Annotated in this window: 28 protein-coding genes and 1 tRNA gene; 17 read left to right on the top strand and 12 right to left on the bottom strand. The window is 71.4% G+C overall.

Annotation, left to right across the window (positions count from 1 at the left end):
- Positions 1 to 124: 124 nt before the first annotated feature.
- From ABH937_RS16670 to xerC, 6 genes are all read left to right on the top strand, one after another.
- A complete protein-coding gene (locus ABH937_RS16670) occupies positions 125 to 334 on the top strand; it encodes a hypothetical protein (protein WP_370218710.1) in 210 nt (69 codons plus the stop codon).
- A 27-nt stretch (positions 335 to 361) separates the two neighbouring features.
- Positions 362 to 544, top strand: a complete 183-nt coding sequence (locus ABH937_RS16665) for a hypothetical protein (RefSeq protein WP_280690919.1) — start codon at positions 362 to 364, stop codon at positions 542 to 544.
- A gap of 153 nt (positions 545 to 697) precedes the next feature.
- On the top strand, positions 698 to 1,588 hold the full coding sequence (locus tag ABH937_RS16660; RefSeq protein WP_370218652.1) for a bifunctional DNA primase/polymerase: 891 nt from the start codon (positions 698 to 700) through the stop codon (positions 1,586 to 1,588).
- Entirely contained in the window at positions 1,585 to 2,592 is a 1,008-nt protein-coding gene (locus ABH937_RS16655) for an AAA family ATPase (RefSeq protein WP_370218650.1), read from the top strand. The genes ABH937_RS16660 and ABH937_RS16655 overlap by 4 nt, the downstream gene beginning before the upstream one ends.
- Entirely contained in the window at positions 2,589 to 2,849 is a 261-nt protein-coding gene (locus ABH937_RS16650; RefSeq protein ID WP_370218649.1) for a helix-turn-helix domain-containing protein, read from the top strand. The genes ABH937_RS16655 and ABH937_RS16650 overlap by 4 nt, the downstream gene beginning before the upstream one ends.
- Positions 2,846 to 4,012 carry a tyrosine recombinase XerC gene (xerC, locus tag ABH937_RS16645; RefSeq protein ID WP_370218648.1) on the top strand — a complete coding sequence of 389 codons (1,167 nt, stop codon included), beginning with the start codon at positions 2,846 to 2,848 and terminating at the stop codon, positions 4,010 to 4,012. The genes ABH937_RS16650 and xerC overlap by 4 nt, the downstream gene beginning before the upstream one ends.
- A gap of 77 nt (positions 4,013 to 4,089) precedes the next feature.
- Here xerC and ABH937_RS16640 read toward each other — a convergent pair.
- Together ABH937_RS16640 and ABH937_RS16635 are read right to left on the bottom strand one after the other, a co-directional pair.
- A tRNA-Pro gene (locus tag ABH937_RS16640) sits at positions 4,090 to 4,163 on the bottom strand.
- A 76-nt stretch (positions 4,164 to 4,239) separates the two neighbouring features.
- Positions 4,240 to 5,184 (bottom strand): metallophosphoesterase, encoded by a 945-nt coding sequence (locus ABH937_RS16635; RefSeq protein WP_370218647.1) that lies wholly within the window; start codon positions 5,182 to 5,184, stop codon positions 4,240 to 4,242.
- Positions 5,185 to 5,341: 157 nt separating this feature from the next.
- Between ABH937_RS16635 and ABH937_RS16630 the strand changes: the two genes are divergently transcribed.
- Positions 5,342 to 5,800 (top strand): GatB/YqeY domain-containing protein, encoded by a 459-nt coding sequence (locus tag ABH937_RS16630; protein WP_280690915.1) that lies wholly within the window; start codon positions 5,342 to 5,344, stop codon positions 5,798 to 5,800.
- 110 nt (positions 5,801 to 5,910) lie between these two features.
- On the opposite strand, the gene ABH937_RS16625 is transcribed toward ABH937_RS16630, so the two are convergent.
- Entirely contained in the window at positions 5,911 to 8,250 is a 2,340-nt protein-coding gene (locus tag ABH937_RS16625; RefSeq protein ID WP_280690914.1) for a transglycosylase domain-containing protein, read from the bottom strand.
- 434 nt (positions 8,251 to 8,684) lie between these two features.
- On the opposite strand from ABH937_RS16625, the gene ABH937_RS16620 reads away from it, so the two are divergent.
- Positions 8,685 to 9,008: a WhiB family transcriptional regulator gene (locus ABH937_RS16620; RefSeq protein WP_145905440.1), complete on the top strand. Its 324-nt coding sequence runs from the start codon at positions 8,685 to 8,687 to the stop codon at positions 9,006 to 9,008.
- A gap of 37 nt (positions 9,009 to 9,045) precedes the next feature.
- On the opposite strand, the gene ABH937_RS16615 is transcribed toward ABH937_RS16620, so the two are convergent.
- Together ABH937_RS16615 and ABH937_RS16610 are read right to left on the bottom strand one after the other, a co-directional pair.
- The gene (locus ABH937_RS16615) at positions 9,046 to 10,290 is read right to left on the bottom strand and encodes an ArsA family ATPase (RefSeq protein ID WP_370218709.1); all 1,245 of its coding nucleotides are present in this window, start codon (positions 10,288 to 10,290) and stop codon (positions 9,046 to 9,048) included.
- Positions 10,291 to 10,361: 71 nt separating this feature from the next.
- Entirely contained in the window at positions 10,362 to 11,378 is a 1,017-nt protein-coding gene (locus tag ABH937_RS16610; RefSeq protein ID WP_370218708.1) for an ArsA-related P-loop ATPase, read from the bottom strand.
- Positions 11,379 to 11,621: 243 nt separating this feature from the next.
- On the opposite strand from ABH937_RS16610, the gene ABH937_RS16605 reads away from it, so the two are divergent.
- The 5 genes from ABH937_RS16605 to ABH937_RS16585 all read left to right on the top strand — a co-directional run bounded on the left by ABH937_RS16605 (position 11,622) and on the right by ABH937_RS16585 (position 14,249).
- On the top strand, positions 11,622 to 11,780 hold the full coding sequence (locus tag ABH937_RS16605; RefSeq protein ID WP_100889483.1) for a DUF4177 domain-containing protein: 159 nt from the start codon (positions 11,622 to 11,624) through the stop codon (positions 11,778 to 11,780).
- Positions 11,780 to 12,244, top strand: coding sequence for a RidA family protein (locus ABH937_RS16600; RefSeq protein ID WP_280690913.1), 465 nt, complete (start codon positions 11,780 to 11,782; stop codon positions 12,242 to 12,244). The genes ABH937_RS16605 and ABH937_RS16600 overlap by 1 nt, the downstream gene beginning before the upstream one ends.
- Before the next feature lie 107 nt (positions 12,245 to 12,351).
- Positions 12,352 to 13,263: an NUDIX domain-containing protein gene (locus ABH937_RS16595; protein WP_280690912.1), complete on the top strand. Its 912-nt coding sequence runs from the start codon at positions 12,352 to 12,354 to the stop codon at positions 13,261 to 13,263.
- Positions 13,250 to 13,417 carry a hypothetical protein gene (locus ABH937_RS16590; protein ID WP_280690911.1) on the top strand — a complete coding sequence of 56 codons (168 nt, stop codon included), beginning with the start codon at positions 13,250 to 13,252 and terminating at the stop codon, positions 13,415 to 13,417. The genes ABH937_RS16595 and ABH937_RS16590 overlap by 14 nt, the downstream gene beginning before the upstream one ends.
- Before the next feature lie 10 nt (positions 13,418 to 13,427).
- Entirely contained in the window at positions 13,428 to 14,249 is an 822-nt protein-coding gene (locus ABH937_RS16585; protein WP_280690910.1) for an MBL fold metallo-hydrolase, read from the top strand.
- 41 nt (positions 14,250 to 14,290) lie between these two features.
- On the opposite strand, the gene ABH937_RS16580 is transcribed toward ABH937_RS16585, so the two are convergent.
- Positions 14,291 to 14,965 carry a Crp/Fnr family transcriptional regulator gene (locus tag ABH937_RS16580; protein WP_030060009.1) on the bottom strand — a complete coding sequence of 225 codons (675 nt, stop codon included), beginning with the start codon at positions 14,963 to 14,965 and terminating at the stop codon, positions 14,291 to 14,293.
- Between the two features lie 381 nt (positions 14,966 to 15,346).
- On the opposite strand from ABH937_RS16580, the gene nth reads away from it, so the two are divergent.
- The 4 genes from nth (at position 15,347) to ABH937_RS16560 (ending at position 19,062) form a co-directional block, all read left to right on the top strand.
- Positions 15,347 to 16,204 carry an endonuclease III gene (gene nth / locus ABH937_RS16575; RefSeq protein ID WP_280690909.1) on the top strand — a complete coding sequence of 286 codons (858 nt, stop codon included), beginning with the start codon at positions 15,347 to 15,349 and terminating at the stop codon, positions 16,202 to 16,204.
- Entirely contained in the window at positions 16,201 to 16,872 is a 672-nt protein-coding gene (locus ABH937_RS16570) for a CoA pyrophosphatase (protein WP_370218645.1), read from the top strand. Before nth ends, ABH937_RS16570 begins: the two co-directional genes overlap by 4 nt.
- Before the next feature lie 85 nt (positions 16,873 to 16,957).
- Positions 16,958 to 18,145 carry a MarP family serine protease gene (locus ABH937_RS16565; RefSeq protein WP_280690907.1) on the top strand — a complete coding sequence of 396 codons (1,188 nt, stop codon included), beginning with the start codon at positions 16,958 to 16,960 and terminating at the stop codon, positions 18,143 to 18,145.
- A gap of 215 nt (positions 18,146 to 18,360) precedes the next feature.
- Positions 18,361 to 19,062, top strand: a complete 702-nt coding sequence (locus ABH937_RS16560; RefSeq protein ID WP_280690906.1) for a metal-dependent hydrolase — start codon at positions 18,361 to 18,363, stop codon at positions 19,060 to 19,062.
- Between the two features lie 111 nt (positions 19,063 to 19,173).
- Here ABH937_RS16560 and ABH937_RS16555 read toward each other — a convergent pair whose 3' ends face one another.
- The 6 genes from ABH937_RS16555 to ABH937_RS16530 form a co-directional block, all read right to left on the bottom strand.
- A complete protein-coding gene (locus ABH937_RS16555; RefSeq protein WP_370218644.1) occupies positions 19,174 to 19,377 on the bottom strand; it encodes a hypothetical protein in 204 nt (67 codons plus the stop codon).
- A 183-nt stretch (positions 19,378 to 19,560) separates the two neighbouring features.
- Positions 19,561 to 20,478, bottom strand: a complete 918-nt coding sequence (locus ABH937_RS16550) for an alpha/beta fold hydrolase (RefSeq protein WP_370218707.1) — start codon at positions 20,476 to 20,478, stop codon at positions 19,561 to 19,563.
- A 317-nt stretch (positions 20,479 to 20,795) separates the two neighbouring features.
- Complete coding sequence (locus ABH937_RS16545) at positions 20,796 to 21,263, bottom strand: phage holin family protein (protein WP_280690904.1); 468 nt, start codon at positions 21,261 to 21,263, stop codon at positions 20,796 to 20,798.
- Positions 21,264 to 21,397: 134 nt separating this feature from the next.
- A complete protein-coding gene (gene nhaA / locus ABH937_RS16540) occupies positions 21,398 to 22,687 on the bottom strand; it encodes a Na+/H+ antiporter NhaA (RefSeq protein WP_370218706.1) in 1,290 nt (429 codons plus the stop codon).
- 365 nt (positions 22,688 to 23,052) lie between these two features.
- Positions 23,053 to 23,697 (bottom strand): response regulator, encoded by a 645-nt coding sequence (locus tag ABH937_RS16535; protein ID WP_370218643.1) that lies wholly within the window; start codon positions 23,695 to 23,697, stop codon positions 23,053 to 23,055.
- Positions 23,698 to 23,774: 77 nt separating this feature from the next.
- On the bottom strand, positions 23,775 to 25,055 hold the full coding sequence (locus tag ABH937_RS16530; RefSeq protein ID WP_370218642.1) for a sensor histidine kinase: 1,281 nt from the start codon (positions 25,053 to 25,055) through the stop codon (positions 23,775 to 23,777).
- Positions 25,056 to 25,155 lie beyond the last annotated feature (100 nt).

The following is a 25,155-nucleotide window of genomic DNA, read 5'->3' as shown; positions in this document are numbered from 1 at the left end:
AGCACGCCAGATACGCCCCGAACAGGGATCTATTGCCTAGCGCCTCCCGCTGGGGAGCGCCCAGAAGCACTCAGGAGGACCCGTGTTGAGCACCCTGCTTGCCGCTAGCCCCGTCCTGATCCTCATGACCGTGTGTTACGCGGCGCTCTGCGCCGCCAGCCCGTTCGGCGACTGCCGCAGGTGCCGAGGCTTCGGCTTCCAGCTCAAGTACGACCGCCGAGGACGTCCGTGCCGAGGCAAGCACTGCCGGCGCTGCGACGGCATCGGCAAGCGCATCCGCCTTGGCCGCCACCTCTACAACGTCGCCGTCCGTCTCCGGACCGGCGCCCGCTAACTCGTCCGTAAGAAGGGAATTCCAGCCGTGGCCGTCACCGTCTCCACCGCTCTGATCTTCTTCGCCAGCACCGTGGTCCTGGTCTGGGCCAAGCAAGTCAGCCTGTTCGGCGCCGTCGTGGTCTGGCTCTCGGGCTTCACCGCCGCCGCGACCGTGGTGGCCAGCCCCATCCACGCTCTGCTCACCACGCTCACCACGGCCGGCCACTGAGTCGCAGGCCAGCTCGGCGACAGCGAGCGCCTGACTCACCGGCTATGACGGCCGGTTGATGCAGCGCCAGCTCAACCCGGGGCAGCGGACGACGGGTCAGGAAGCCCGCTGCCCCGGCCTCCATCCCATCCAGGAATAAGAGGTGCTCCAAGCATGCACCAAACCACCCCCTGCCCGCTGCTGCAGGCCGCACTTGGGGCCATTGACCGCGGTTGGCACGTCTTCCCGCTCGTGCCCGGTGAGAAGCGTCCGGCGGTCACGTCGTGGGAGGCGCGCGCCACCACCGACCGCAGGCGAGCCGCTCAGTGGTGGACTGCGGGTCGCTACAACGTCGGTGTCGCTGCGGGCCCTTCTCGGCTTGTGGTCATCGACCTGGACGTACCCAAGCACAGCCAGGACCGTCCGCCGGCCGGAACGCCCACCGGAGTTGCGGACGGCCGGGACGCCCTTGCCCAGCTCGCAGAGCAGGCCGGGCAGCTGTTCCCCGACGAGACCTACACCGTTCGGACCCGCCGCGGACTCCACCTGTACTTCGCGGCTCCTGCGGGAGTGGAACTGCGGAACACCGCTTCAGCCCTGGGCTGGAAGGTCGACACCCGTGCGAGCGGCGGCTACGTGGTCGGCGCCGGCAGCACGGTTGACGGCAGCCACTACGTGGTGCTTCGTGGGGAAGAGCCCGCGCCGTTGCCGGACTGGATCCGCAAGCTCCTCTTGCCGGCGCCCCTGCCGCCGCAGACCCACGTCACCACCAAGCTGACGGCCAACGACCGTCACAACGCCTACCTGCGGGCTGCCGAGAAGGGTGAGCTGGAGCGCGTCGCCAGCGCTCGCCCGGGACAGCGGAACCGGGCCCTGTACCTGGCCGCCGTGGCGCTGGGCCAACTCGTAGCCGGCGGAGAGCTGTCCGCCACCGAGGTGGCCGAGCGGCTCATCGCTGCCGCGCTGGCGAAGGGCCTGGCCGAGCGGGAAGCCCGAGCTACTGTCGCTTCCGGCTTCCGGGCCGGGGCCAGGCGGCCCCGGATGGTCACGCGGAGGACGGCGTGAGCGAGTCCCAGCACATCCCGTCCGCCAGCTCGCCGGATCCGCTCCCGTTGCAGCCGGCACAGCAGCGCATCCGCACCGCCTGGACCGCTGACGAGTTGATGGCGGCTCAGTTTCCCGACCCGAAGTGGGCGGTGCCCGGCATCATCTCGGAGGGCGTCAACCTCCTCGCCGGGCCACCCAAGGTCGGCAAGTCGTGGCTCTCACTGGGTCTGGCGCTCTCGGTCGCGGCTGGTGGCCAGGCACTTGAGCGGGTAGAGGTGGAGGCCGGTCCGGTGCTCTACCTCGCGCTCGAGGACACCGCGCGCCGTCTGCAGACCCGCATCCGCAAGGTCCTTGGCACCGCCCCGGCGCCGTCTACGCTGACGCTCGCCACTTCCTGCCCCGCGCTGCCTCAGGGCGGAAGCGAGGCCATCGCGCAGTGGGTCGAGCGCCACCCGGACGCCCGGATGGTCATCATCGACGTCTTCGCGAAGATGCGCGGACCGTCCATGCCTGGCGCCTCCGCCTACGACGCGGATTACGCAGCTGTCGGGCACGCGAAGCGGATCGCCGATCACTACGGCATCGCGATCGTGCTGGTGCACCACGTCCGCAAGGCCGGATCGGACGACTTCCTCGCCGAGGTCTCCGGCACCAACGGCCTGGCTGGAGCGGCTGACGCGACGCTGGTGCTCAAGCGAGCCCGGGGCCAGGCCGACGGCGTCCTGCACGTCACTGGTCGCGATGTCGACGAGACCGAGTACGCGCTTCGCTTCCAGCCGGAGGCGGGTTCCTGGCAGCTCCTCGAAGGCCCCGCTGCCGACCACACCATCAGCGAGACGCGCGCCACGATCCTGCGCTACGTGCGCGCCAACCCGGAGGCGAAGCCGAAGCAGATTGCCGACGGGACCGGCCTGGAGTCGACCCTGGTCCGGCAGACCTGCTCGCGCATGGCCAACGACGTTCAGCTCGTGCGGCGGGCCGGCGGCTACGTGGTCCCGTGCGAGAAGGGGGGACAGGGATGACCAGTCACAGCCGTCACGGTGTCACAGCAGTCACAGCCAATTCCAACGGCAGGGGTCGCGAGACGCTCAGCGCGCCCGTTCTCTACCGGGTGACGGACGTTATGGAGCTCCTGAACATGAGCCGAACCGTCATCTACGAATTGATCCGCGAGGGCCGTATCCGGACCGTCCACGAGGGCCGCAGCCGGCTGATCCCGGCGTCCGCCATTGCCGACTACGTCGCGCTGCTGGAGCGCGAAGCGAGGGGAAACCGGTGACCACCCGACGCAGCAGGGGAGATGGCGGTCTCCACTGGGACGAGACCCGGCAGCGCTGGATCGCCACCGCCAGCCTGGGTTTCGACCCGAGCGGCAAGCGCATCGTCAAGCGTGGCAGCGGCAAGACCAAGACCGAGGCCAAGAACAAGCTCAAGGAGATCCTCCGCGACCACGAAGACGGCCTCGCCATCGCCCCGACGGGCTACACGGTCGAGAACGCGGTCAATGACTGGCTGACCTACGGCCTGGCCGGACGGGACACGGGCACCCTGGAGACCCTGACCATCCTCAGCCGAACGCACGTGATCCCGTCTCTGGGCGCACGGAAGCTTCGCGACCTGAGCGCGGAGGACGTGGACCGGTGGCTCGCAGCAAAGGCCAAGGTCCTGAGCACCCGCAGCCTGCAAGCCATCCACTCCTGCCTGAACCGGGCCGTCAAGCGCGCCATGGCCCGGGACAAGGTGAAGCGCAACGTGGTGGAGCTGTGTTCGGTCCCCACCGGCCAGCCTGGCCGGCCGTCTAAGGCGCTGACGTTTGCTCAGGCCGAAGCCGTGCTCAAGGCGGCGGAGAAGACCTCGATGTACGCGTACATCCTGGTCTCCCTGCTCACGGGTGCACGGACCGAAGAACTGCGTCCGCTGACCTGGGATCACGTTCTCCTGAAGGGAAAGCCGGGCGTCGATCCGCCAGTACCTCCGCACATGGCCGTGTGGCGGTCGGTGCGGGCCGGCGGGGACACCAAGACCCGGAAGTCCCGCCGAACGCTGGCTTTGCCAGCCAGGTGCGTGGAAGCTCTGTTGGATCACTGGGTGGATCAGGGCTGGGACCGGCTCGCAGCGGGGGACAGGTGGGAGGAGAACAACCTGGTCTTTCACTCCGCCGTTGGTACGGAGCTGGACCCCTCCCACGTCCGCCGCGCTTTCCGGACAGCCATCGCCAAGGCCGACGGCGTGGATGCTGCCGAGTGGACGCCCCGCGAGCTGCGCCACAGCTTCGTGTCGCTGCTCTCCGATCGGGGCGTCCCGCTGGAGGAGATCTCACGGCTCGTCGGGCACTCCAGCACTGCCGTCACCGAGGAGGTCTACCGGAAGCAGATCCGCCCCGTGATCCAGACCGGCGCGGTGGTCATGGATGACCTGTTCGGGCAAGATCCTGAGGCTTAGTCACGCAGTTAGTCACGCACAACGAATCAGGGCCCTATCGGATCTCTCCGATAGGGCCCTGAACTCGTACTACTGGGTCGGGGTGGCGGGATTTGAACCCACGGCCTCTTCGTCCCGAACGAAGCGCGCTACCAAGCTGCGCCACACCCCGGTCCTGCTCTTGTTGCTTCCGTCTCCGGCGCAACGAGTAGAACTCTATCCCATGCAGGTCAGGAGACGAAATCCGGTTATCGGGAGCGCGGGGTCAGGGTCAGCAGGGTGGCCTCGGGGGGGCAGGCGAAGCGGACGGGGGTGTAGCGGTTGGTGCCGCAGCCGGCGGAGACGTGGAGGTGGGCCAGCTTGCCGCCGGCGCGGTGGGTGGAGAGGCCCTTGACCCGCTTGGCGTCGAGGTCGCAGTTGGTGACCAGGGCGCCGTAGAAGGGGACGCAGAGTTGGCCGCCGTGGGTGTGGCCGGCCAGGATCAGCGGGTAGCCGTCGGCGGTGAAGGCGTCCAGGCTGCGCAGGTACGGCGCGTGGACCACGCCGATCGAGAGGTCGGCGTCGGCGGACGGGCCGCCGGCCACCGCGGCGTAGCGGTCGCGGCGGATGTGCGGGTCGTCGATGCCGGTGAACTCGATGTCGAGCCCGGCCAGGCTGAGCCGGCCGCGCGCGTTGGTCAGGTCCAGCCAGCCGGCCGCGTCGAAGCCGTCGCGCAGCTTCTCCCAGGGGTTGTGGACCGCCCCGGTGATGCCGGCCCGGCCGGTGCCGTCGGCGTTGTTGAGGCCGTGGTTCCCGTTGGCCAGTGCCTTGAGGTAGCGGGTGGGGCTCTTGCGGGCCGGGCCGTAGTAGTCGTTCGAGCCGAAGACGTACGCCCCGGGGAACTCCATCAGCGGTCCGAGCGCGTCCAGCGTGGCGGGCACGCCGAGCGGGTCGGAGAGGTTGTCGCCGGTGTTCACCACCAGGTCGGGCCGCAGGCCGGCCAGGCTCCGCAGCCAGCGCTGCTTCTTCCGCTGTCCGGTCACCATGTGGATGTCCGACACGTGCAGTACCCGCAGCGGCTTGGCCCCCGCTGGCAGCACGGGGACCTCGACCCGGCGCAGCCGGAACGAGCGGACCTCGTAGCCGGCCGAGTAGGCGAGCCCGGCGGCTCCGGTGGCGAGGGCGGCGAGTGGGACGGAGTACAGCTTTCGCATCGTTCCATCGTCGCAGACCCGGCCTGCCGGGGAGAACCAGGCCTTCCTCGGTTGCTGACATTCCGTCGGCCGCACAGGTACTGCGTTCGCTCCCGCCGGCCGACGGTCCCGCGGTTATTCACGCGCACGGCGGCGGCTCAGGTGTGAGGATTGGCCCATGACAACGCTCAAGGAGCGGCTGCGGGAGGACCTGACGGCCGCGATCAAGGCTCGGGACGAGCTGCGCTCGTCCACGATTCGGCTGACGCTGACGGCCGTGAACCGCGCCGAGGTGGCCGGCAAGGAGAAGCGCGAGCTCTCCGACGCCGAGGTGGTCCAAGTGGTGCAGGGCGAGGCGAAGAAGCGCCGGGACGCGGCGACCGCCTTCGCGGACGCGGGGCGGCCCGAGGCGGCCGAGCGTGAGCGGGCCGAGGGCGCGCTGCTGGCCGAGTACCTTCCCCAGCAGCTCAGCGATGAGCAACTGGCCGCGGTCGTCGCCGAGGCGGTGGCCGAGAGCGGGGCGAGCGGGCCGCAGGCGATGGGCGCGGTGATGAAGATCGTCCGGCCGAAGGTGGCGGGCCTGGCCGAGGGCGGCCGGGTGGTCGAAGCGGTGAAGGCGGCGCTGGCGAACCGGTAGCCGGCCCGCCCGACCCGGGAACGCCGCACAGCGAAGGGCCCGGGGCCCCTGGACTGATCCAGGGGCCCCGGGCCCTTCACTGTGCTCGCGGTGCGGCTCGGGCGTCAGCGTCAGTGGTGCCCCGGCCGGCCCGGCTTTCCGGTGCCGCCACCGCCGATCATCCCCGGCGGCAGCGAGAAGCCGCCGCCGATGGTGCCGCCCTGGGGCGGCCCCGCGGTGATCGGCGGGACCGGGTTGGTGGTGTCCAGGCCGGCGGTGGTCGGCGGGTTGGCGGGCGGGTTGCCCGGGTTCGGCGGCTGGGCCGGGTTCTGCGCCGGGGTGTCGGTGGATGCCGTCGCGGAGGGCGCGTTCGGGATCAGGTTGAACTGGCTCACCGGAGTACCGGCCACCGCCTGGCTCATCGCCTGCTGCCACATCGGGCCGGGGCCGGTGGCGCCGTAGACGCCGTCGGGGAAGCGGTGGCCGCCGATGACGATGTTGCCGTCCATCGGGACGCTGCCCTCCGGGCCGCCGAGCCAGACCACGCCGACCAGGTCCGGGGTGTAGCCGTCGAACCAGGCCGCCTTCCGCTGGTCCGTGGTACCGGTCTTGCCGGCGATCGGGCGGTTGTCGTCCAGGTTCAGCTGGCCACCGGTGCCCGACTTCTCGGTCACGCCCTTGAGCAGGGTGTTGATGCTGTCGGCGGTGTTCTGCTGTATCACCTGCTGGCAGTTGGCCTGCGGGACCGCCAGTTGCTTGCCGTCGATGCCGGTGACCGACTTGATCGCGATCGGGTCGCAGTGGACGCCGCGCGAGGCGAAGGTGGCGTAGACGCCGGCCATGTCGAGCGGGCTCACCAGCTGGGTGCCCAGGGTCATGGACGGGACCTGCTGCAGCGCGGCGCCGCTGGCCTGGGCCTTTATCCCCAGCTTGTTGGCCATCTGGGTGACCGCGCAGAGGCCGATGCTCTGTTCCAGCGAGACGAAGTAGGTGTTGATGGAGCGGGCCATCGCCTCCGGCATCATGAACGGCCCGGCCTCGCTGGGGCTGTCGTTGCTGACGGTCGCGGGCTTGTTGGTGCTGTTCTTCCAGGTCTGGCCGCAGGTGGACATGTCCGGGTAGGGCATCTGCGGCGGTGACGGGAAGGCGGTGTTCAGCTGTGCGGAGCCGCTGTCGAGTGCCGCGGCCGCCACGATCGCCTTGAAGGTCGAGCCGGGCTGGAAGCCGCTGCCACCGCCCATCGCCGCGTCGACGTTGAGGTTGACCACGGTCTGGTGCTGGCTGGCGTCCAGGCCGAAGGGCCGGGTCTGGGCCATCGCGAGGATCTCACCGGTGCCCGGTTTGACCATGGTCATCGCTGCCGCGACCGAGTCGGTCACCTTGACCTGCGAGGTGACGGCGTTGTTCGCCGCGGCCTGCTTGCCCGCGTCGATGGTGGTGGTGATCTTCAGGCCGCCCTGGGTCCAGAGCTTCTGTCGCGCCGCCGAGGAGGCACCGAAGGCGGGATCGTTCTCCACCACGCGCTGGACGTAGTCGCAGAAGAAGGCCATGCCGTTGCTGGCCGTGATGCAGCCGTTCTGCGGCGCCTGGTAGTTCAGTTCGAGCCCGCTGGCCTTCGCGGCCTGGGCCTGCTGCGCCGTGATGTGCTTGTACTGCAGCATCTTGTCGATCACGGTGTCGCGCCGGGTCTGCGCGGCCTTCGGGTGGGCCAGCGGGTCGTACGCCGACGGGTTCTGCACCATGCCGGCCAGCAGCGCGGCCTGGGCGACGTCGAGGTCCTTGTCCGACTTGCCGAAGTAGCGCTGGGCGGCCGCCTCGATGCCGTACGCCTGGTGGTTGAAGAAGGTGATGTTGAGGTAGTTGGTGAGGATCTGGTCCTTGCTCAGGTCCTTCTCCAACTGGATGGCGTACTTCAGTTCCTTGATCTTGCGGCCCAGGCTCTTCTGGGTCGCCGCCTTGAAGGCGGCCTGGTCGTCGCCGGCCTCCTCGACGAAGACGTTCTTCACGTACTGCTGGGTCAGCGTCGAGGCGCCTTCGGCGGAGTCCCCGGAGGAGGCGTTCTTGCCGATGGCGCGCAGCACGCCCTTGGGGTCGATCGCGCCGTGCTGGAAGAACCGCGCGTCCTCGATGTCGACCTGCGCCTCGCGACTCAGCGGTGACATCTGATCCTGGGTCAGTATCGTCCGGTCCCGGGCGTAGACCTTGGCGATCTGGTTGCCCTGGGAGTCGTAGATGTACGAGGCCTGGGACAAGGTCGGCGTCTTGAAGTCGTCCGGGATGTTGTCGAAGCTCTGGACGCCGTCCTTGGCGCCGAGGCCGATCGCGCCTACGGCGGGCAGCGCAAGGCCCGCCAGCAGGACGCCGGAGAGGATGCTGACGCCCAGGAACTTGATCCCGTGTCCGGCCAACTCCAGGGGAGAGGTGCGCCGTCGGCGGGGGCGCTGGGCTGCTGAGGAGCGCTTCGGTGCCATAGGGAGGACTCTACGTTGCCAAAATTAGGGCACGAGGGCAGGTGTTCGCCTAGGCTTGTCACAAGCTTGCGACAGCTTCGCTCCGTAGGCTTCAAACACTCCTGTGAGTGTTGAGAGTTGCCCGATTTGACGGGTTATGAGGCGGATCGTTCGGCCATTGGTCGGCCCTCGTGGCGCGACCCCCTGGGGGCGCCGTGGCGCTCCGTGACGAAAGTGGCGGCAAAGCGGACGTTCGGGGCGGGGGCAAGCCCCACGACCTGCGATCACTCCAACGAGTGATCTGACCGGCACCCATAGTCCGATCGGGTCATTCGAGATTGGACCCGAAGGGGCTGTTGCGCTCCGCCAATCTTCCGTAACGTCCTCAACTGGCAGCGGTGAATATGCCGTTACCGCCGTGGGGGAGCCTCGATTCGGGAGAGGACGGCGCCGGGATGGGCTGGGTAGATGACTGGAGCGCGCAGGCTGCCTGCCGCACGAGCGATCCGGACGAACTGTTCGTCCAAGGGGCGGCGCAGAATCGGGCCAAAGCGGTGTGCAGCGGGTGTCCGGTGCGCACCGAGTGCCTGGCGGACGCGCTGGACAACCGGGTGGAGTTCGGCGTCTGGGGCGGGATGACCGAGCGGGAGCGCAGGGCACTGCTGCGTCGCCGCCCGACGGTGATCTCCTGGCGCCGGCTGCTGGAGACCGCCCGCACGGAGTACGAGGAGTCGCTCGCCACCGGCGTGATCCTCTCGGACTACGCGCAGGCCGGCTGATCGGGCGACCCCTGTGGTACGGGGTCGCCCGCAGCGCTCACCGGTCCGACCCGCCAGCGAGTTGACGCCCGATCAGGCGTAGACCGTCCAGGTCGTGGACATCCCCGGCCAGCGCCGGTACCTCGACCAGGGGCACATCGGGATAGACCGAGACGAATCGGTCCCTGGTCCGCTGCTCCCGGCCCATCACCTCGACCCGCTCGGCGTGCAGTCGCAGCAGTCCGGCTGCCAGCGCCTCGGCCGCGCCCTGCCGGGCCTCCCGCTCCGCACCGCTGCCGGCGCCCTCTGCGGTGCCGTGCTGTTCGCCGTTCCCCGCTCCGTGGTCCCCGCCGTTCTCCGCGCTGCTCTCCTCCAGCGCCTGAGCCGCCGCCTGCGCCCGCTCCGCCGTGAGCTGCGGCGCGCCGGTCCCGTGCACCCGGTTGAGCACCAGCCCGGCCAGCGGCATCTGATCGGCCGCCAGTCGGTCCACGAAGTACGCGGCCTCGCGCAGCGCGTCCCGCTCCGGCGCGGCGACCACCAGGAAGGCCGTGCCCTGGGCCTTGAGCAGCTGGTAGGTCCCCTCGGCGCGCTCCCGGAACCCGCCGAACATCGAGTCCATCGCGGCCACGAAGGTCTGCAGGTCGGTCAGCAGTTGGGCGCCGAAGATCTTCCCGAGAGTGCCGGTGAGCAGCCCCATTCCGACGTTGAGGAACTTCATCGCGCTGCGCCCACCGACCTTGGCAGGGGTCATCAGCACCCGGATGATCTTCCCGTCCAGGAAGGAGCCGAGCCGGCCGGGCGCGTCCAGGAAGTCCAGCGCCGAGCGCGAGGGCGGGGTGTCGACCACGATCAGGTCCCACTCCCCGGTGGCCTGCAGTTGGCCGAGCTTCTCCATCGCCATGTACTCCTGGGTGCCCGCGAAACCGGCCGAGAGCGACTGGTAGAAGGGGTTCTCCAGGATCGCCCGGGCCCGCTCGGGGTCGGCGTGCGCCAGTACGACCTCGTCGAAGGTCCGCTTCATGTCGAGCATCATGGCGTGCAGCTCGCCGGGGCCGTCCGGACCGGCCGCGCCCTTCACCGGGCGGGGAGTGTTGTCCAGCTCGGTCAGGCCCATCGACTGGGCCAGCCGGCGCGCCGGGTCGATGGTCAGCACCACGGTCCGTCGGCCGCGTTCGGCGGCCCGCAGGCCGATCGCGGCGGCGGTGGTGGTCTTGCCGACGCCGCCGGAGCCGCAGCAGACGATGATCCGGGTGGCCGGGTCGTCGATCAGCCCGTCGATGTCGAGCCCGTTGCCGCCGTTCACGCCGCCGCTCCCGCCGCCCTCGTCGTCACTGCTGCCACGGTCCCTGCTGCCGCCCGCGCCGCCGCCGTTGCTCACGCCGCCCCCTGCCGCTTCAGCTCGCCGGCCAGCCGGTACAGCCCGCCGAGATCCACGCCCCCGCTGAGCAGCGGCAGCTCGTAGGTCGGCAGCAGCAGGGTGCCCAGGTCGGCCCGCTGCTCGTGCTCCAGCGTCACCCGCTCGGAGTGCTCACGGGCCTGCGCCAGCAGCGGGTCGAGCAGCGGCTCCACCGCCGCCCGCCGGGTGGCCGCGCTGCGCGAGCGTCCGCCGAGCCCGGCCTCCACCAGGGCCAGCGCCACCTCCTCGCGGTGGTCGCCGTGCGCCGCCGCCACGGCCGCCGCGTCCAGCACCGGCGGACGCACCATGTTCACCAGCACCCCGCCGACCGGCAGTCCGGCCTCGCGCAGCTCGGTGAAGCCGTCCACGGTCTCCTGCACCGGCATCTCCTCCAGCAGGGTGACCAGGTGCACGGCCGTCTGCGGTGACTTCAGCACCCGCATCACCGCCTGGGCCTGGCTGTGTATCGGACCGAATCTGGCCAGCCCCGCGACCTCGGAGTTGACGTTCAGGAACCGGATCAGCCGGCCGGTGGGCGGCGCGTCCATCACCACCGCGTCGTACACCAGACGCCCGTCCGGCCCCTTGCGCCGGGCCGCCTCGCAGGCCTTTCCGGTCAGCAGCACGTCGCGCACGCCGGGGGCGATGGTGGTGGCGAAGTCGACGAAGCCGACCTTCTGCAGCGCCTTCCCGGCCCGGCCCAGCTTGTAGAACATGTCCAGGTACTCGAGCAGTGCCTGCTCGGGATCGATCGCCAGCGCGAACACCTCGCCGGTGCCGCGCCCCGGCAGGCCGAGCTTGGTGGGGGAGACGGTGGCGATCTTCCGCTCCTCGTAGGGCAGCGCCGTGCTGCCGAACAGCTCGGCGATCCCCTGCCGGCCCTCGACCTCGATGAGCAGCGTGCGCCGCCCCTCGGCGGCCAGCGCCAGCGCGAGCGCCGCCGCCAGGGTGGTCTTGCCGGTGCCGCCCTTCCCGCTGACCACGTGCAGGCGCACGCCCTCCCAGTCGGAACCGCCGGATGCCGCGCCGGGTTCCGCGGCGCCCGTCGGCGCCGCGGCCGCGCCGGGCTGCTGGGTCCTTGGCACGCTCGGTCTCCCTCCACTGGGCCCTCCTCGCGAGCGTAACCAGCGCTCGCGCCCGATGCCGGGAGCATTCGGCTGCCGGGTGCCCTCACGGCCCGCATTGTGTCCCACCTCACATCGGACTCCGGCGCGCGCGGACGGTCTAGAGTCAGGCCCATGACCAAGTGGGAATACGTAACGGTGCCGCTGCTCGTGCACGCGACCAAGCAGATCCTGGACACCTGGGGCGAGGACGGCTGGGAGCTCGTCCAGGTGGTGCCCGGGCCGAACAACCCCGAGCAGCTGGTGGCCTACCTCAAGCGGGAGAAGAACTGATGGGCAAGGTCGAGAGCCGCCTGGCCGAGCTGGGCCTGACCCTCCCCGAGGTGGCGGCCCCGGTCGCCGCGTACGTCCCGGCGGTCCGTTCCGGCGATCACGTGCTGACCTCCGGCCAACTGCCGATGGTGCAGGGCAAGCTGCGGGACACCGGCAAGGTCGGCGCCGAGGTCACCGCCGAGCAGGCCAAGGAGCTCGCGCAGATCTGCGCGCTCAACGCGCTGGCCGCCGTGAAGTCGGTGATCGGCGACCTGGATCTGATCGAGCAGGTGGTCAAGGTGGTCGGGTTCGTCGCCTCGGCGCCCGACTTCACCGGTCAGCCCGGCGTGGTGAACGGTGCCAGCGAGCTGCTCGGCAAGGTGCTCGGCGAGGCGGGTGTGCACGCGCGCAGCGCGGTGGGCGTCGCGGTGCTTCCGCTGGACGCGCCGGTCGAGGTGGAGATCCAGGTCCGGGTCCGCGCCTGACCCACGGTCCGCTGATCAGCGCTCGACCGACCCACGGGCCGCCGATCGGTGGACCACTGATCAGTAGCCCCTTCTCAGCGCCATGTCCGGGTGCATAGCATCCGGACATGGCAGCGAACCTCCCCGGCCCGCCCCCGGCCGCTCTCCCCATGCCGCCCGGCTGGCCCGCCCGGATCCGGGCGCTGGCGACCGGCCGGCTGACCCCGGTGGCGCCCAAGCGGGCGGCGACCGTGGTGCTGCTGCGCGACGGCGCGGACGCCGCCGCCGGCCCGCAGGCCTACCTGCTGCGCCGCCGCGGCTCGATGTCCTTCGCGGCCGGCATGTACGCCTATCCGGGTGGCGGGGTCGACCCGCGCGACGCCGAGCAGGAGCTCGGCTGGGCCGGTCCCGGCCCCGAGGAGTGGGCCGCCCGGCTCGGGGTGGACCGGGCGACGGCGCAGGCGGTGGTCTGCGCAGCGGTCCGGGAGACCTTCGAGGAGGCCGGCGTCCTGCTGGCCGGCCCGGATGCGCACACCATGGCCCCCGAGCGTGACTGGAGCGCCGAGCGGGCCGAGCTGGAGGCGCATCAGCTCTCCTTCGCCGACTTCTGCCGTGAGCACGGGCTGGTGCTGCGCAGCGACCTGCTGGCCGGCTGGGCCCGGTGGATCACCCCGGCGTTCGAGGAGCGGCGCTACGACACCTGGTTCTTCGTCGCCGCGCTGCCGCCCGGTCAGCGGGCCGCGCGCGAGGTCGGCGAGGCGGACCGGGTGGCCTGGCTGACCCCGGCCGAGGCGGTCCGGGGCCATGCCGAGGGCCGGTACGGGATGCTGCCGCCGACCGTCTCGGTGCTCCGTGAGCTGCTGCCGGCCCGCACCGCGCACGAGGCGCTGGAGCTGGCCCGGCGGCGCACCCTGACGCCGGTGCTCGGTCAGGCCGAGCTGGCGGGCGATCGAATGACCGTTCGCTGGCCTGGGTATGAAGAGCTGACCATCGACGGTCACTATCCCGAGGAAGGACCCCCAGCCGATGACCCACAATGACGTGGCTCGCGTGCTCGCCCCCCGTGCCCTGGCGGCTCGTCCGCTGACCCGCCCGTTGGCCTGCGAGTGCCCGGACCGGTCGGCCGACCTGGCCGTCCGCCCGCTGGTCCGGGCCCCGCAGGCGCGCGAACTGACCCGGCCCTTCCGCTCCTGAGGATTCCCCTGTGACAGGTCTGCTGCCCGGCGACCCCGCCGCCACCGTCGGCGGGGTCGCCACCGAGCGCGCGTTCTGCGTGCTCGCCCCCAACCCGTCCCCGATGACCCTGGACGGCACCAACACCTGGCTGCTCGCCGAACCGGACTCCGAGCTCGCCGTGGTGGTGGACCCCGGGCCGTTGGACGAGGGGCACCTGCGCGCGGTGCTGGCCGCCGCCGAGCAGCGGGGCAAGCGGATCGCCCTCACCCTGCTCACCCACGGCCACCACGACCACGCCGAGGGGGCCGCCCGGTTCGCCGAGCTGACCGGCACTCAGGTTCGGGCCCTGGACCCGGCGCTGCGCCTGGGCGAGGAGGGCCTGCACGGCGGGCAGGTGATCGAGGTGGGCGGTCTGGAGCTGCGGGTGGTGGCCACCCCGGGTCACACGGCGGACTCGCTCACCTTCCACCTCCCGGCGGACGGCGCGATCCTCACCGGCGACACCGTGCTGGGGCGGGGCACCACGATGGTCGCCCACCCGGACGGGGTGCTCGGCGACTACCTGGACTCGCTGCGCCGGCTGCGCGCGCTGGCGGCGCAGCACGGCGTGGGCACCGTGCTGCCGGGGCACGGTCCGGTGCTGACCGATGCGCTCGGCACGGTCGAGTACTACCTGGCACACCGGGCGGCCCGGCTGGCCCAGGTGGAGACGGCGGTCGAGGCCGGCTACCGGACGGCCCAGCAGGTGGTGGCCCGGGTCTACGCCGACGTGGACCGGGCGCTCTGGCCGGCCGCCGAGCTCTCGGTCCTGGCCCAGCTGCGATACCTCGAGGACCACGGGCTCATCTGACGAGCCCGTGGTCCCAGGTCCAGCTCTGTGCGATCGCCCGCTCAGCGGGAGCGGCGGGAGAGCCGCTCGACGTCCAGCAGCACCACCGCGCGGGCCTCCAGCTTGAGCCAGCCGCGCCCGGCGAAGTCGGCCAGCGCCTTGTTCACGGTCTCCCGGGAGGCGCCGACCAGCTGGGCCAGCTCCTCCTGGGTCAGGTCATGGGCGACGTGGATGCCCTCGTCGGACTGCACGCCGAAGCGTCGCGAGAGGTCGAGCAGCGCCTTGGCGACCCGGCCGGGCACGTCCGAGAAGACCAGGTCGCTCATCACGTCGTTGGTCCGCCGCAGCCGGCGGGCGATCGCGCGCAGCAGGGCGATCGAGACCTCGGGGCGGGCGTGCAGCCAGGGCTGCAGGTCGCCGTGGCCCAGGCCGAGCAGCTTGACCTCGGTCAGCGCGCTGGCGGTGGCGGTACGCGGGCCCGGGTCGAAGAGCGAGAGTTCGCCGATCATCTCGCTGGGGCCGAGTACCGCGAGCATGTTCTCGCGGCCGTCCGGCGAGGCGCGGTGCAGCTTGACCTTGCCCTCGGCGACCACGTAGAGCCGGTCGCCCGGGTCGCCCTCGTGGAACAGCGACTCGCCACGGGCGAGGGTCACCTCGGTCATGGAAGCGCGCAGCTCGCCGGCCTGTTCGTCGTCGAGCGCCGCGAAGAGCGCGGCGCGCCGCAGAACGTCGTCCACGTGCTTCCTCCTGTTCGCCGCCCGAGGTGGTGCCCTGGGACGGCTCGCGTGCTGGTGTTTCCGCCATTCTTTCGGTGGTCTTCGGCGATCCTTCGATCGATCTCCGACGATCCCCGGTGATGGAGGAACAGTGCTCTTCATCACCAAGCATGGCGCATGTCGCTCCGATCATATGAGGAGGGGGTGCGCTCTGGAGCCCGGTACACGGCCATCCGTACGCATCGGTTACTGATCGGTCATCTGCTGGTGACACCTCAGCGGGCTGCGGGCCGAGCTCGGTGACGACCCGGCCGAGGGGGCTGCCGGCCGGCAGATGACGGTGTGCGCCGGTGGCCTGCCAAAGCGCCACGGGAGTTCAGCCGACCGGCGTAGCCTGCGTGCATGGCAGAGAGCAAGGTCCGGCAGGCGGCGCCCTCGGTGCGGGCGGTCGCGAAGCCGAAGAAGCCCGAGTCCCAGCTGGCGATGGTGCGCCGAGCCCGGAAGATCAACCGCGCGCTGGCGGAGCTGTACCCGTACGCGCATCCGGAGCTGGACTTCGAGTCGCCGTTCCAGCTGCTGGTGGCGACGGTGCTGTCGGCCCAGACGACCGACCTGCGGGTGAACCAGACGACGCCGGCGCTGTTCGCGAAGTACCCGACCCCGGCCGACCTGGCGGCGGCGGTGCCGGACGAGCTGGAGGAGATCATCCGGCCGACCGGCTTCTTCCGGAACAAGGCGAAGGCGCTGATCGGGCTGTCGATCGCGTTGCGGGACGACTTCGGCGGTGAGGTGCCCAGGACCCTGGCCGAGATGGTCACGCTGCCCGGCGTGGGCCGCAAGACCGGCAACGTGGTGCTGGGCAATGCCTACGGCGTGCCGGGGATCACCGTGGACACCCATTTCGGGCGGCTCGCCCGGCGCTTCGGGTGGACCACCGAGGAGGACCCGGTGGCGGTCGAGGCGGCCGTCGCGGCGATCTTCCCGAAGTCGGAGTGGACGATGCTCTCGCATCGGGTGGTCTTCCACGGCCGGCGGATCTGCCATGCGCGCAAGCCCGCCTGCGGCGCCTGCCCGATCGCGTCGCTCTGCCCCTCCTACGGGGTCGGCGAGGTGGACCCGGAGAAGGCGGCCGCGCTGCTGAAGTACGAGCTGGGCGGCCAGCCGGGCCAGCGCCTGCGCCCGCCGGCCGACTACCCGGGCGCGCCCGCGCGGCCCGCCGCGGGCGACGGCGGCCAGGACGTGGACGGAGCGGCCGAGTGACGAGCAGCAGCACGCCGACCGCGATCGTCCGCGACGGCCTGCCGGACTGGCTGCTGCCGGTCCGGGCGGCGGCCGAGACGGTCCGCCCCGAGCAGCTCAGCCGGTTCCTGCCGCCGGCCGAGGGCGGTCGGCACTCCGCCGTGCTGCTGCTCTTCGGCGAGGGACCGGGCGGCCCGGACCTGCTGCTGACCGAGCGCTCCAAGGCGCTGCGCTCGCACGCCGGCCAGATCTCCTTCCCAGGCGGATCGCTGGACGAGGTGGACGGTGATCCGCAGGGCTCGGGCCCGGTGGCCGCCGCGCTGCGCGAGGCGGCGGAGGAGACCGGTGTCGACCCCGGCGGGGTGCAGGTCTTCGCCACCCTGCCCGCGCTCTACATCCCGGTCAGCGACTTCGTGGTGACCCCGGTGCTGGGGTGGTGGCGCGAGGAGAGCCCGGTGGCGCCGGTGGACCTGGGGGAGACCGGCGCGGTCTTCCGGGTCCCGCTCGCGGAACTCGTCGACCCGGCGAACCGCGGCCGCTATCGGCACCCCTCGGGGTTCACCGGACCGGCCTTCGCGGTCGCCGGGCACGTGGTGTGGGGCTTCACGGCCGGCGTGATCGACCGGGTGCTGCACCACAGCGGGCTCGAGCTGCCCTGGGACAGCTCCCGCCTGATCACCCTGCCGTGAGGCGGGCCACCGCGGAGCGTCGCGCCGAGAGCCCGGTGGCCGGGTCCGCTGCCATGCGGTCCGGCATCCATGGGAGGGTGGCCCGGTGAACGTGCTCGATCTGCTGCTGCTCGCCGCCGCGATCGGCTTTGCTGTGTCCGGGTACCGGCAGGGCTTCGTGGTGGGCATCCTTTCCGTACTGGGCTTCCTCGGGGGCGGCCTGATCGCGGTGCAACTGCTGCCGTTGCTGCTCAGCCACCTCAGCCCGGGGACCACCGCCTCGGTGGTGGCGGTGGTCGTGGTGATCGTCTTCGCGGCGGTCGGCCAGGCGGCCACCACCCAGCTGGGTTGGAAGCTCCGGGGGCGGATCGGCGAGCGCGGTCCCGCCAAGGTGCTGGACGCGCTCGGCGGCTCGGTGGTGAACGTGCTGTCGATGCTGCTGGTCGCCTGGCTGATCGGCTCGGCACTGGCCGGGACCTCGATGCCCACCGTCTCCAAGCAGGTCAGGACCTCCAGGGTGCTCGGCGGGGTCCAGCAGGCGCTGCCCGCCGACGCGCCGAACTGGTTCTCCGACTTCAGCAAGGTGCTCTCGCAGAACGGTTTCCCGCAGGTCTTCAATCCGTTCGAGCACGAGCCGATCACCGACGTCCAGCCACCGGACCCGGCGCTGGCGGGCAGTCCCGCGTTGGCCAAGGCCCGGCAGAGCCTGGTCAAGGTGGTGGGCACCGCCCCCTCCTGCGGCAAGACCTTGGAGGGCAGCGGCTTCGTCTTCGCCCCGCACCGGGTGATGACCAACGCCCACGTGGTCGGGGGTGTCGACGAGCCGACCGTGCAGATCGGCGGGACAGGACCGCTCTACGACGCCACGGTCGTCCGCTACGACTGGCAGCGGGACATCGCGATCCTCGAGGTGCCCAAGCTCAACGCCCCGCCGCTCGCCTTCGCGGGCGAGGCCAAGACCAACGACAGCGCGATCGTGGCCGGGTTCCCGGAGAACGGGCCGTTCGACGTGCAGCCCGCCCGGATCCGCGGCGACATCCAGGCCAACGGCCCGGACATCTACCACCGCAGCCAGGTGGTCCGGGACGTCTACTCGATCCGTTCACTGGTCCGCCAGGGCAACAGCGGCGGTCCGTTGCTCACCCCGGACGGCGAGGTGTACGGGGTGGTGTTCGCCAAGTCGCTGGACAGCGCCGACACGGGCTATGCGCTGACCGCCGCCGAGGTGAAACCCGACGCGGTCGCGGGCGCGACCGACAGCACCCAGGCGGACACCCAGGGCTGCGCGCTCTGACAGCTCCCGGGCCCCTGCTCCCCACCCTCTGCTCCTGACGCGGCGTCGGCTCCGGCTGACGCCGCGTCTGCTTGGCGCCGCTCACCGGGCGGTGGATCCGTCGACCCGTCAGTTCCTCCTGATAGCGTCGGCGGCGCTCACCCGTTCGGCGCAATCTGGCTGGTGCGGGCCCGGCCGGCAGGACAGCCGGCGCCAAGCAAGAAGGAGTATCGGCCATGATGGGTCACTCGCACGCGGTCAGCGGCGCGATGCTGTACGCGGGCTCCGCGCCCTTTCTGCCGCCACTGTTGCTGCACACCCACCTGAAGCCGGCCGACATCCTGCTCGGCACGGTGCTCTGCGCCGGTGCCGCACTGCTGCCCGACCTGGACCACCACGACGGGACGATCGCCAACTTCCTCGGCCCGGTCTCCAAGGTGCTCTGCCGCTTCGTGGCCTGGATCTCGGGCGGTCACCGGCACGCCACCCACTCGCTGCTCTTCGTCGCCCTGGTGGGTGGCGGCAGTTGGGCCGGTGTCACCTATCTGGGTCGGCCGTTCACCCTCGGCATGACCTTCTTCCTGCTCGCCCTCGCGGTGAAGGCGCTGCGGATCCATCTGCCGGGCGAGGGACACACCACCTGGCTGAGCGTGCTCGGGATCTCGGCGCTGGGCACCTTCGTCCTGGACCGGTGGATGCCCGCCGCGCCGGGCTGGCTGCCGTACGCGGTCGCCCTCGGCGCCCTGGCCCACCTGCTGGGCGACAGCCTCACCAAGATGGGCGCGCCGTGGCTCTGGCCGTTCAAGCAGCGCTACGAGATCGTGCTGATCAAGCACAGCGGCAACAACGTCGAGACCAAGGTCCTGGTCCCGATCATGACGGTTGCCACCTTCGCGCTGCTCTGGTTCACCGCGGTCGAGCCGGCGGTCATCACCTGACGGACCGCCTGTTGTCGGGGCTTCGCCCCTTGTCAGGCCCGCGTGGCGCCCATGGCCGCGCGGGCCTCGCCGTCTTCGCTGCCGGGTGCTCGCCGCCGCGCCGGGCGGAGCTCAGGCCTCGCGCCGCAGCCGGGCGCCGACCCAGCGGGCGCGGCGGCCGAGGATGCGTGGGATGCCCAGTGGATGCGGCTCGGTGCCCGGGTGCTCGGACTCGGTGGTCCAGTCGCTCTGGTGCGGTGCGGGGTTCGAGTACGAGGTGCTCTGCGAGATGCGGCTGACACGTCGTCCGCGAGGTGCGGCGGTTCGATCGGGCATCCAGGTCATGCAGGATGGATGCCCCTGCGCCCGGGGAGGTAACCACCTTCCTTCAGGCGAACCGGACTATGCCCACGGCATGCGACATCTCGTCATATCAACTGAGTCGGCAGGTTGGTCACCTGAAGCCTCGCCGGCCTCGCTGGGCCTCACCGGCCCCGCCGACCAGTGCGCGCGAGCGCCCTACCGCTGGTGCTCGCGAACCCAGGCGACCAGTTCGGCGCTGAACTCCTCCGGTACCTCCTCGTGCGGGAAGTGGCCCACTCCGGGGAGCAGCCGCCAGCGGTACGGCGCCGCCACGTACTCGCCGGCGCCGAGCGCGGTGTGGGCGAGCAGCACCGGGTCGGCCGCGCCCTGGATGTGCAGCGTCGGCGCGGTCACCGGCTTCTTCATCCGTCGCGCGAACTGGATGCCGTCCGGACGGCCCATCGAGCGCACCAGCCAGCGGTACGGCTCGATCGAGCAGTGCGCGGTGCTCGGGATCTGCATCGCCTTGCGGTAGTTCGTCACCGCCTCGGCGTCCAGCCGGCTCGGGCCGGTCCACGCGGCGAGGTAGTCCGCGACCTGCGCGGCATCCTCCGCGACCAGCCGTCGCTCCGGTATCCAGGGCCGCTGGAAGCCGAGCACATGGTCGTACGCGGCCATCTGCCGACGGTCGCGCAGCAGGGCCCGGCGCAGGTGGCGCGGATGGGCGGCCGAGACCACGGTCAGGCTCCGGATCACCGAGGGCCGCATCACCGCCGCCACCCAGGAGAGCGAACCGCCGCTGTCGTGCCCCACCAGGTGGGCGCTGTGCTCGCCGAGCGAGCGGATCACCCCGGTGATGTCGAGGGCCAGGTTGGTCGGGTCGTAGCCGCGCGGGGTGCGGTCGCTGCCGCCCATGCCGCGCAGGTCCAGGGCGACCGCACGGAATCCAGCCTCGGCCAGCGCGGTCATCTGGTGCCGCCAGGCCCACCAGTACTGCGGCCAGCCGTGCACCAGCAGGACCAGTGGCCCCTCCCCCTGCTCCGCGATGTGGAACCGGGCACCGTTGGCGGCCAGGTCCCGGTGCGTCCACGGGCCTGGCACCCGGACGTTCCAGCCGGCCGCCCGCCCGCCCATCGGCGAAGCGCCCGCGACCGCCGACGCGCTGCCGCCTGACCCGCCCTCACGCCGAGCGGTCGCCGGCCCGACGGGGCCGCCGGGCGCACCGGGCCCCTCGGAGCTGTCCGGCTGTCGGGGCGCACCGGTCTCCCCGGACTTCGAACTCGCGTGCGGTCCTGCGGTGGCGGGCGGAACAGGCGTCTGGTCGAGCGGCATACCGAGAGCGTTTCACATCCGGGCGCGGAACACGGCCCCGGCACTCGTACGGGCTACCGCCGACTACGACGGATACCGTACGTCGCGCCACCCGCGGGCCGTGCCCGGACGACGCGTGCTCAGTGCTCCAGGGCCGCGCGCTCCTCGGGCGTGGCCGGCCGGGGGCGGGCGTTCTTCAGCACCTCCGCGGTCGCGTGGGCACCCTCGATGGTGCGGCGCGGCGGCTCGATCTTCTTGAAGGACCGCCAGGCCAGCAGGCCCAGGACCGCGGCCAGCAGGACGAACGCCCCGCCGACGACCGCGAACGAGGCGCTCAGCGGCAGGCCCCAGTACTTCAGCAGGTAGGCCGCTGCGAAGCTGAACATCGGGATCGACGCCAGCGCGATGACGCCGGCCACCACCAACGAGACGCTGCCCGCCACGCCGCGCTTGACGTCCTGTCGGATCTCGGCCTTCGCCAGCGCGATCTCGTCGTGCACCAGGGCCGACAGGTCAGCCGTGGCCGCGGCGAACAGCTGCCCGACCGAGCGCTCGCCCTCGTAGGGCGCCCGGGAGCTGCCGGACGGACCTGCGGTTCCTGCGGACATCTGGTCTTCTCCTCTGCTGAGATTCCGGACAGCTCAGAATCATGCCCCTACCGGCCAGTCAGGCACCACTTCGGGCCACTCGCGGCGGACGGTGTGTCACCCGCCCGCAGCCGCCCGGACCGAGACCCATCCCATCATGCATGCCGCTCGATCGGACCGTGCCTGGGCCAGGGGAGGGCGTCGCCCTGGTACACGTCCGGGATCCCGTCCCCGTCGCTGTCCAGTTCCTCCTCCTCCCACAACTGCCGGTAGTGCCGGTTGCGAAGCTTGAGCAGGACGGTCGCCACCACCGCGCAGAGCACCGAACCGATCAGCACCGCCGCCTTGGCCCGGTCGGCCAACTCGGGGTGGTCGGTGAACGCCAAGTCGCTGATCAGCAGGGAGACCGTGAAGCCGATGCCCGCCAGCGTGGAGAGGGCGAACAGGTCGGCCCACTTGAGCTGCGGATTCAGCTCGGCCCTGGTGAACCTGGCCGCCAGCCAGGTCCCGCCGAAGATGCCCACGGTCTTGCCCACCAGCAGGCCGAGCACGATGCCCAGCGGCATCGCCTGGGTGAAGACGTCCTTGATCGCCGAGGGCGAGATCGTCACGCCCGCCGCGAAGAGCGCGAACACCGGCACCGCCACCCCGGCCGAGAGCGGCCGGACCAGATGCTCGATGTGCTCACCGGGGGACTCCTTCTCGTCGCCCTCGCGGTGACAGCGCAACATCAGGCCCATCGCCACACCCGCCACCGTCGGGTGCACCCCGCTCTCGTGCATCAGCGCCCAGATGACCACGGCGAGGGGGACGAACAGGTACCAGCCGTGCACTCCCCGCCGGTGCAGGAACCAGAACAGCACCAGGCCCGCCAGCGACAGCCCGAGCGCCCAGAACTTGATGCCGGAGCTGTAGAAGACCGCGATGATCAGGATCGCGATCAGGTCGTCCACCACGGCCAGGGTCAGCAGGAACGCCCGCAGCGCGGACGGCAGATGACTGCTCACCACGGCGAGCACCCCGAGGGCGAAGGCGATGTCCGTGGCGGTCGGGATCGCCCAGCCGCCGGGATGTCCACCGGAGCCGCTGTTGGCCACGGCGTAGACGATCGCGGGCAGTGCCACCCCGCAGACGGCGGCGACCACCGGCAGCACCGCGGCACTGGGGGAGCGCAGCTCGCCGGCGACGAACTCGCGCTTGAGCTCGATGCCCGCGACGAAGAAGAAGATGGTGAGCAGCCCGTCGTTGGCCCAGGCCTCGAGCGTGAGGTTCAGGTGCAGCGGCACCGAGGGGCCGACGGTGTGGTGCAGGACGCTCTCGTAGGCGTGTGGCCAGACGTTGGCCCAGATGAGTGCCGCGATCGCGGCGAGCAGCAGCAGGATGCCGCCGACGGTCTCGGTGCGCAGGGCGGCTGCCAGGAAGCGGCGCTCGGGCAGCGGGAGCATGCCGAGGAACTGACGCCGCTGCGGGGCCGGGGAGGTCGGCGGCCGGTGCTGAGCCGAGGGGTCGGGCGAGTGGTCGGCGGAGTGGTCGGCGGAGTGGTCATGGGGCGGCGGGCTGGCCACGCGGGAGACCTCCAGGGCGCGGGAAGGGCATGCGGATGCACCGGTGGTGCGGTGCCGACCAGACTTCCCGGCGCGCCTCGAAGAGCTGTCGCCGATCTTGTTGCGACTTTGACAGTCTACGGGGTGTCGAGGGTCGATATCCGTTTTGTCGTACTTTATGTGCGCTTCTCGCTGTACGTCGGCTGACCTGCCGATGCGCTCGTCCCGCCCCGCCGACCCGTGTGCTCAGCCCGGCTGAGCCACCGTCAGGCCCCCAGGTGACGCAGGACGGCCAGCACGCGCCGATGGTCGGCCGCCGAGACCGGGAGGCCGAGCTTCAGGAAGATGTTGGCGACGTGCTTCTCGACGGCGCGCTCCGTGACCACCAGTCCCGCCGCGATGGCCGCGTTCGACCGCCCCTGCGCCATCAGCGCGAGGACCTCCCGCTCCCGGGGGCTGAGCTCGCTGACCGTGCTGCGCGTCGGGCCGGCGCCCATCAGCTGGGTGACCACCTCGGGGTCGAGCGCGGTGCCGCCGGCCGCCACCCGCTCCAGCGCGTCGACGAAGTCCTGCGTGTCGAGCACCCGTTCCTTGAGCAGATAGCCGACGCCCGCCGAACCGCCCGCCAGCAGTCGGCCAGCGTACTGGGTTTCCACGTACTGGGAGAAGATCAGGACCGCCAGCGCGGGATTGGCCGCCCGCAGCTCGATCACGGCGCGCAGACCCTCGTCGGTATGGGTCGGCGGCATCCGGATGTCGGAGACCACCAGGTCCGGACCGTGTTCGAGCACCGCCGTCCGCAGCTGCTCGGCGTCCGGAACCGCCGCCACGACCTGGTGCCCCTCCTCCTCCAGCAGTTGGACCAGTCCGGCCCGCAGGATCGCGGTGTCCTCGGCCACTACCACCCGCATCGTCGAGCGCTCCTCACGTTGTAGCTTCCTGAGCTTCCTGAGCTGAGATGTCGATCTTTCCGGGTGGTCCGGTCAGGTCAGGCCGGCGCCGGCAGCTCGATCGCGATCGTGGTCGGCCCGCCGATCGGGCTGGTCGCGGTCAGCACCCCGTCGGCCACCCGGACCCGTTCGGCCAGCCCGCGCAGCCCGCTGCCTGATCCGTCCAGCTGGACCCCGCCCTTCCCGTCGTCGCTCACCAGCAGGCTCAGCCGTCCCCGCGCCGCACGGACCGACACCGTCACGGACTCTGCCTCACTGTGCTTGCCGGCATTGGCCAGCAGCTCCGCCGCGGCGAAGTACAGCATGGTCTCGACGGCGGCCGACGGTCGCTCCGGCAGGTCCAGCTCGACCCGGGTCGCAATGGCCGAGCGGGCGGCGAGCGTGGTCAGCGCGGGGCCCAGTCCGGCGTCCAGCGCGGGTGGATGGATCCCGCTCACCAGCTCGCGCAGCTCGCCGATGATCTCCTTCGTCTCCTGCCGCGATTCGTGCAGCAAGGATCGGCACTGCTCGAGGTCTCCCTGGGTCAGCCGCCGCTCCGCCCGACCCAACCGCATGCCCAGGGCCACCAGCCGGGCCTGGGCGCCGTCGTGCAGATCGCGCTCGATCCGGCGCAGGGTGGCCGCCGCCTCGTTGATCGCGTGCGCCCTGGTCTCGGTGAGCTGGGCCAGCCGGAGCGAAGCGGCGCTCGGGCCGAGCAGGCGGGGCATCAGATAGTGGTCGGCGAGCAGCGGCAGGCGACCGGGCCAGGGCGAGGCCACCAGGACCAGGACGCCGACCGCCGCCACCAGCAGCGCGCGCGGCCAGGTGTCGAAGTAGAAGCCCGCGATCTCCAGCCCGAAGCTGTGGGCGACGCCGGCCTTGTCGATCTCGTGCGCCGGCTCCACCTTCCAGAGCACCGGGTAGCAGAGGAAGAGGAGGCCGTAGGCCCACCAGAGGAAGCCGAGGGTGAACTGGAGGACCCCCAGCGGGATGCGGATGAGGAGGTAGAGGCAGGCCCGCCAGGCGGCGGGATCGCCCAGGTGCTGGCCCATCAGGCCGGAGAGGCCGGGAGCGCGCGGCGGACGGGGTGGTGCCGCGATCTCCAGCCGCAGCAGACCGCGGGCCAGCGCCCGGTACAGGGAAGCCAGCGCCCGGTCGGCCCGAAGGCTCAGCGCCAGCATCGGGAGGAAGAGGAGGCCGGCGGAGAGCAGGCCGAGGATGGTCGTGACCAGCACCGCGGCCAGCCCCAGCGCTGCCAGCGGCAGGCTGAGCAGCGAGTAGAGCCGCTCACGCCAGGAACGTCCCGTCAGGTGTTCGCGCATGACGGTCCCCGGTGCCATGCGGTCAGTCTGGCTCATCGTGATCTCACGCGTCACACGTTTCGGCATCCGAGCTCTGACGAGAGGTCAGACTGCCCGGGAGACGCTGCGCGGCCTCACC

Source organism: Kitasatospora sp. GAS1066B (assembly GCF_041262605.1).
Lineage (GTDB): Bacteria > Actinomycetota > Actinomycetes > Streptomycetales > Streptomycetaceae > Kitasatospora.
Note: the sequence above shows the minus strand (reverse complement) of the source record. Positions and strands in the feature narration are given on the sequence as shown.

Excerpts from the sequence above, each read along its gene's own strand:
- ABH937_RS16670 (WP_370218710.1), top strand. The coding sequence starts at position 125 with ATGACCGTGTGTTACGCGGCGCTCTGCGCCGCCAGCCCGTTCGGCGAC.
- ABH937_RS16660 (WP_370218652.1), top strand. The coding sequence starts at position 698 with ATGCACCAAACCACCCCCTGCCCGCTGCTGCAGGCCGCACTTGGGGCC.
- ABH937_RS16650 (WP_370218649.1), top strand. The coding sequence starts at position 2,589 with ATGACCAGTCACAGCCGTCACGGTGTCACAGCAGTCACAGCCAATTCC.
- ABH937_RS16635 (WP_370218647.1), bottom strand. The coding sequence starts at position 5,184 with ATGCGAAAGCTGTACTCCGTCCCACTCGCCGCCCTCGCCACCGGAGCC.
- ABH937_RS16630 (WP_280690915.1), top strand. The coding sequence starts at position 5,342 with ATGACAACGCTCAAGGAGCGGCTGCGGGAGGACCTGACGGCCGCGATC.
- ABH937_RS16625 (WP_280690914.1), bottom strand. The coding sequence starts at position 8,250 with ATGGCACCGAAGCGCTCCTCAGCAGCCCAGCGCCCCCGCCGACGGCGC.
- ABH937_RS16620 (WP_145905440.1), top strand. The coding sequence starts at position 8,685 with ATGGGCTGGGTAGATGACTGGAGCGCGCAGGCTGCCTGCCGCACGAGC.
- ABH937_RS16605 (WP_100889483.1), top strand. The coding sequence starts at position 11,622 with ATGACCAAGTGGGAATACGTAACGGTGCCGCTGCTCGTGCACGCGACC.
- ABH937_RS16600 (WP_280690913.1), top strand. The coding sequence starts at position 11,780 with ATGGGCAAGGTCGAGAGCCGCCTGGCCGAGCTGGGCCTGACCCTCCCC.
- ABH937_RS16595 (WP_280690912.1), top strand. The coding sequence starts at position 12,352 with ATGGCAGCGAACCTCCCCGGCCCGCCCCCGGCCGCTCTCCCCATGCCG.
- ABH937_RS16590 (WP_280690911.1), top strand. The coding sequence starts at position 13,250 with ATGACCCACAATGACGTGGCTCGCGTGCTCGCCCCCCGTGCCCTGGCG.
- nth (WP_280690909.1), top strand. The coding sequence starts at position 15,347 with ATGGCAGAGAGCAAGGTCCGGCAGGCGGCGCCCTCGGTGCGGGCGGTC.
- ABH937_RS16560 (WP_280690906.1), top strand. The coding sequence starts at position 18,361 with ATGATGGGTCACTCGCACGCGGTCAGCGGCGCGATGCTGTACGCGGGC.
- ABH937_RS16555 (WP_370218644.1), bottom strand. The coding sequence starts at position 19,377 with ATGCCCGATCGAACCGCCGCACCTCGCGGACGACGTGTCAGCCGCATC.
- ABH937_RS16550 (WP_370218707.1), bottom strand. The coding sequence starts at position 20,478 with ATGGGCGGGCGGGCGGCCGGCTGGAACGTCCGGGTGCCAGGCCCGTGG.
- ABH937_RS16545 (WP_280690904.1), bottom strand. The coding sequence starts at position 21,263 with ATGTCCGCAGGAACCGCAGGTCCGTCCGGCAGCTCCCGGGCGCCCTAC.
- nhaA (WP_370218706.1), bottom strand. The coding sequence starts at position 22,687 with ATGCTCCCGCTGCCCGAGCGCCGCTTCCTGGCAGCCGCCCTGCGCACC.
- ABH937_RS16535 (WP_370218643.1), bottom strand. The coding sequence starts at position 23,697 with ATGCGGGTGGTAGTGGCCGAGGACACCGCGATCCTGCGGGCCGGACTG.
- ABH937_RS16530 (WP_370218642.1), bottom strand. The coding sequence starts at position 25,055 with ATGGCACCGGGGACCGTCATGCGCGAACACCTGACGGGACGTTCCTGG.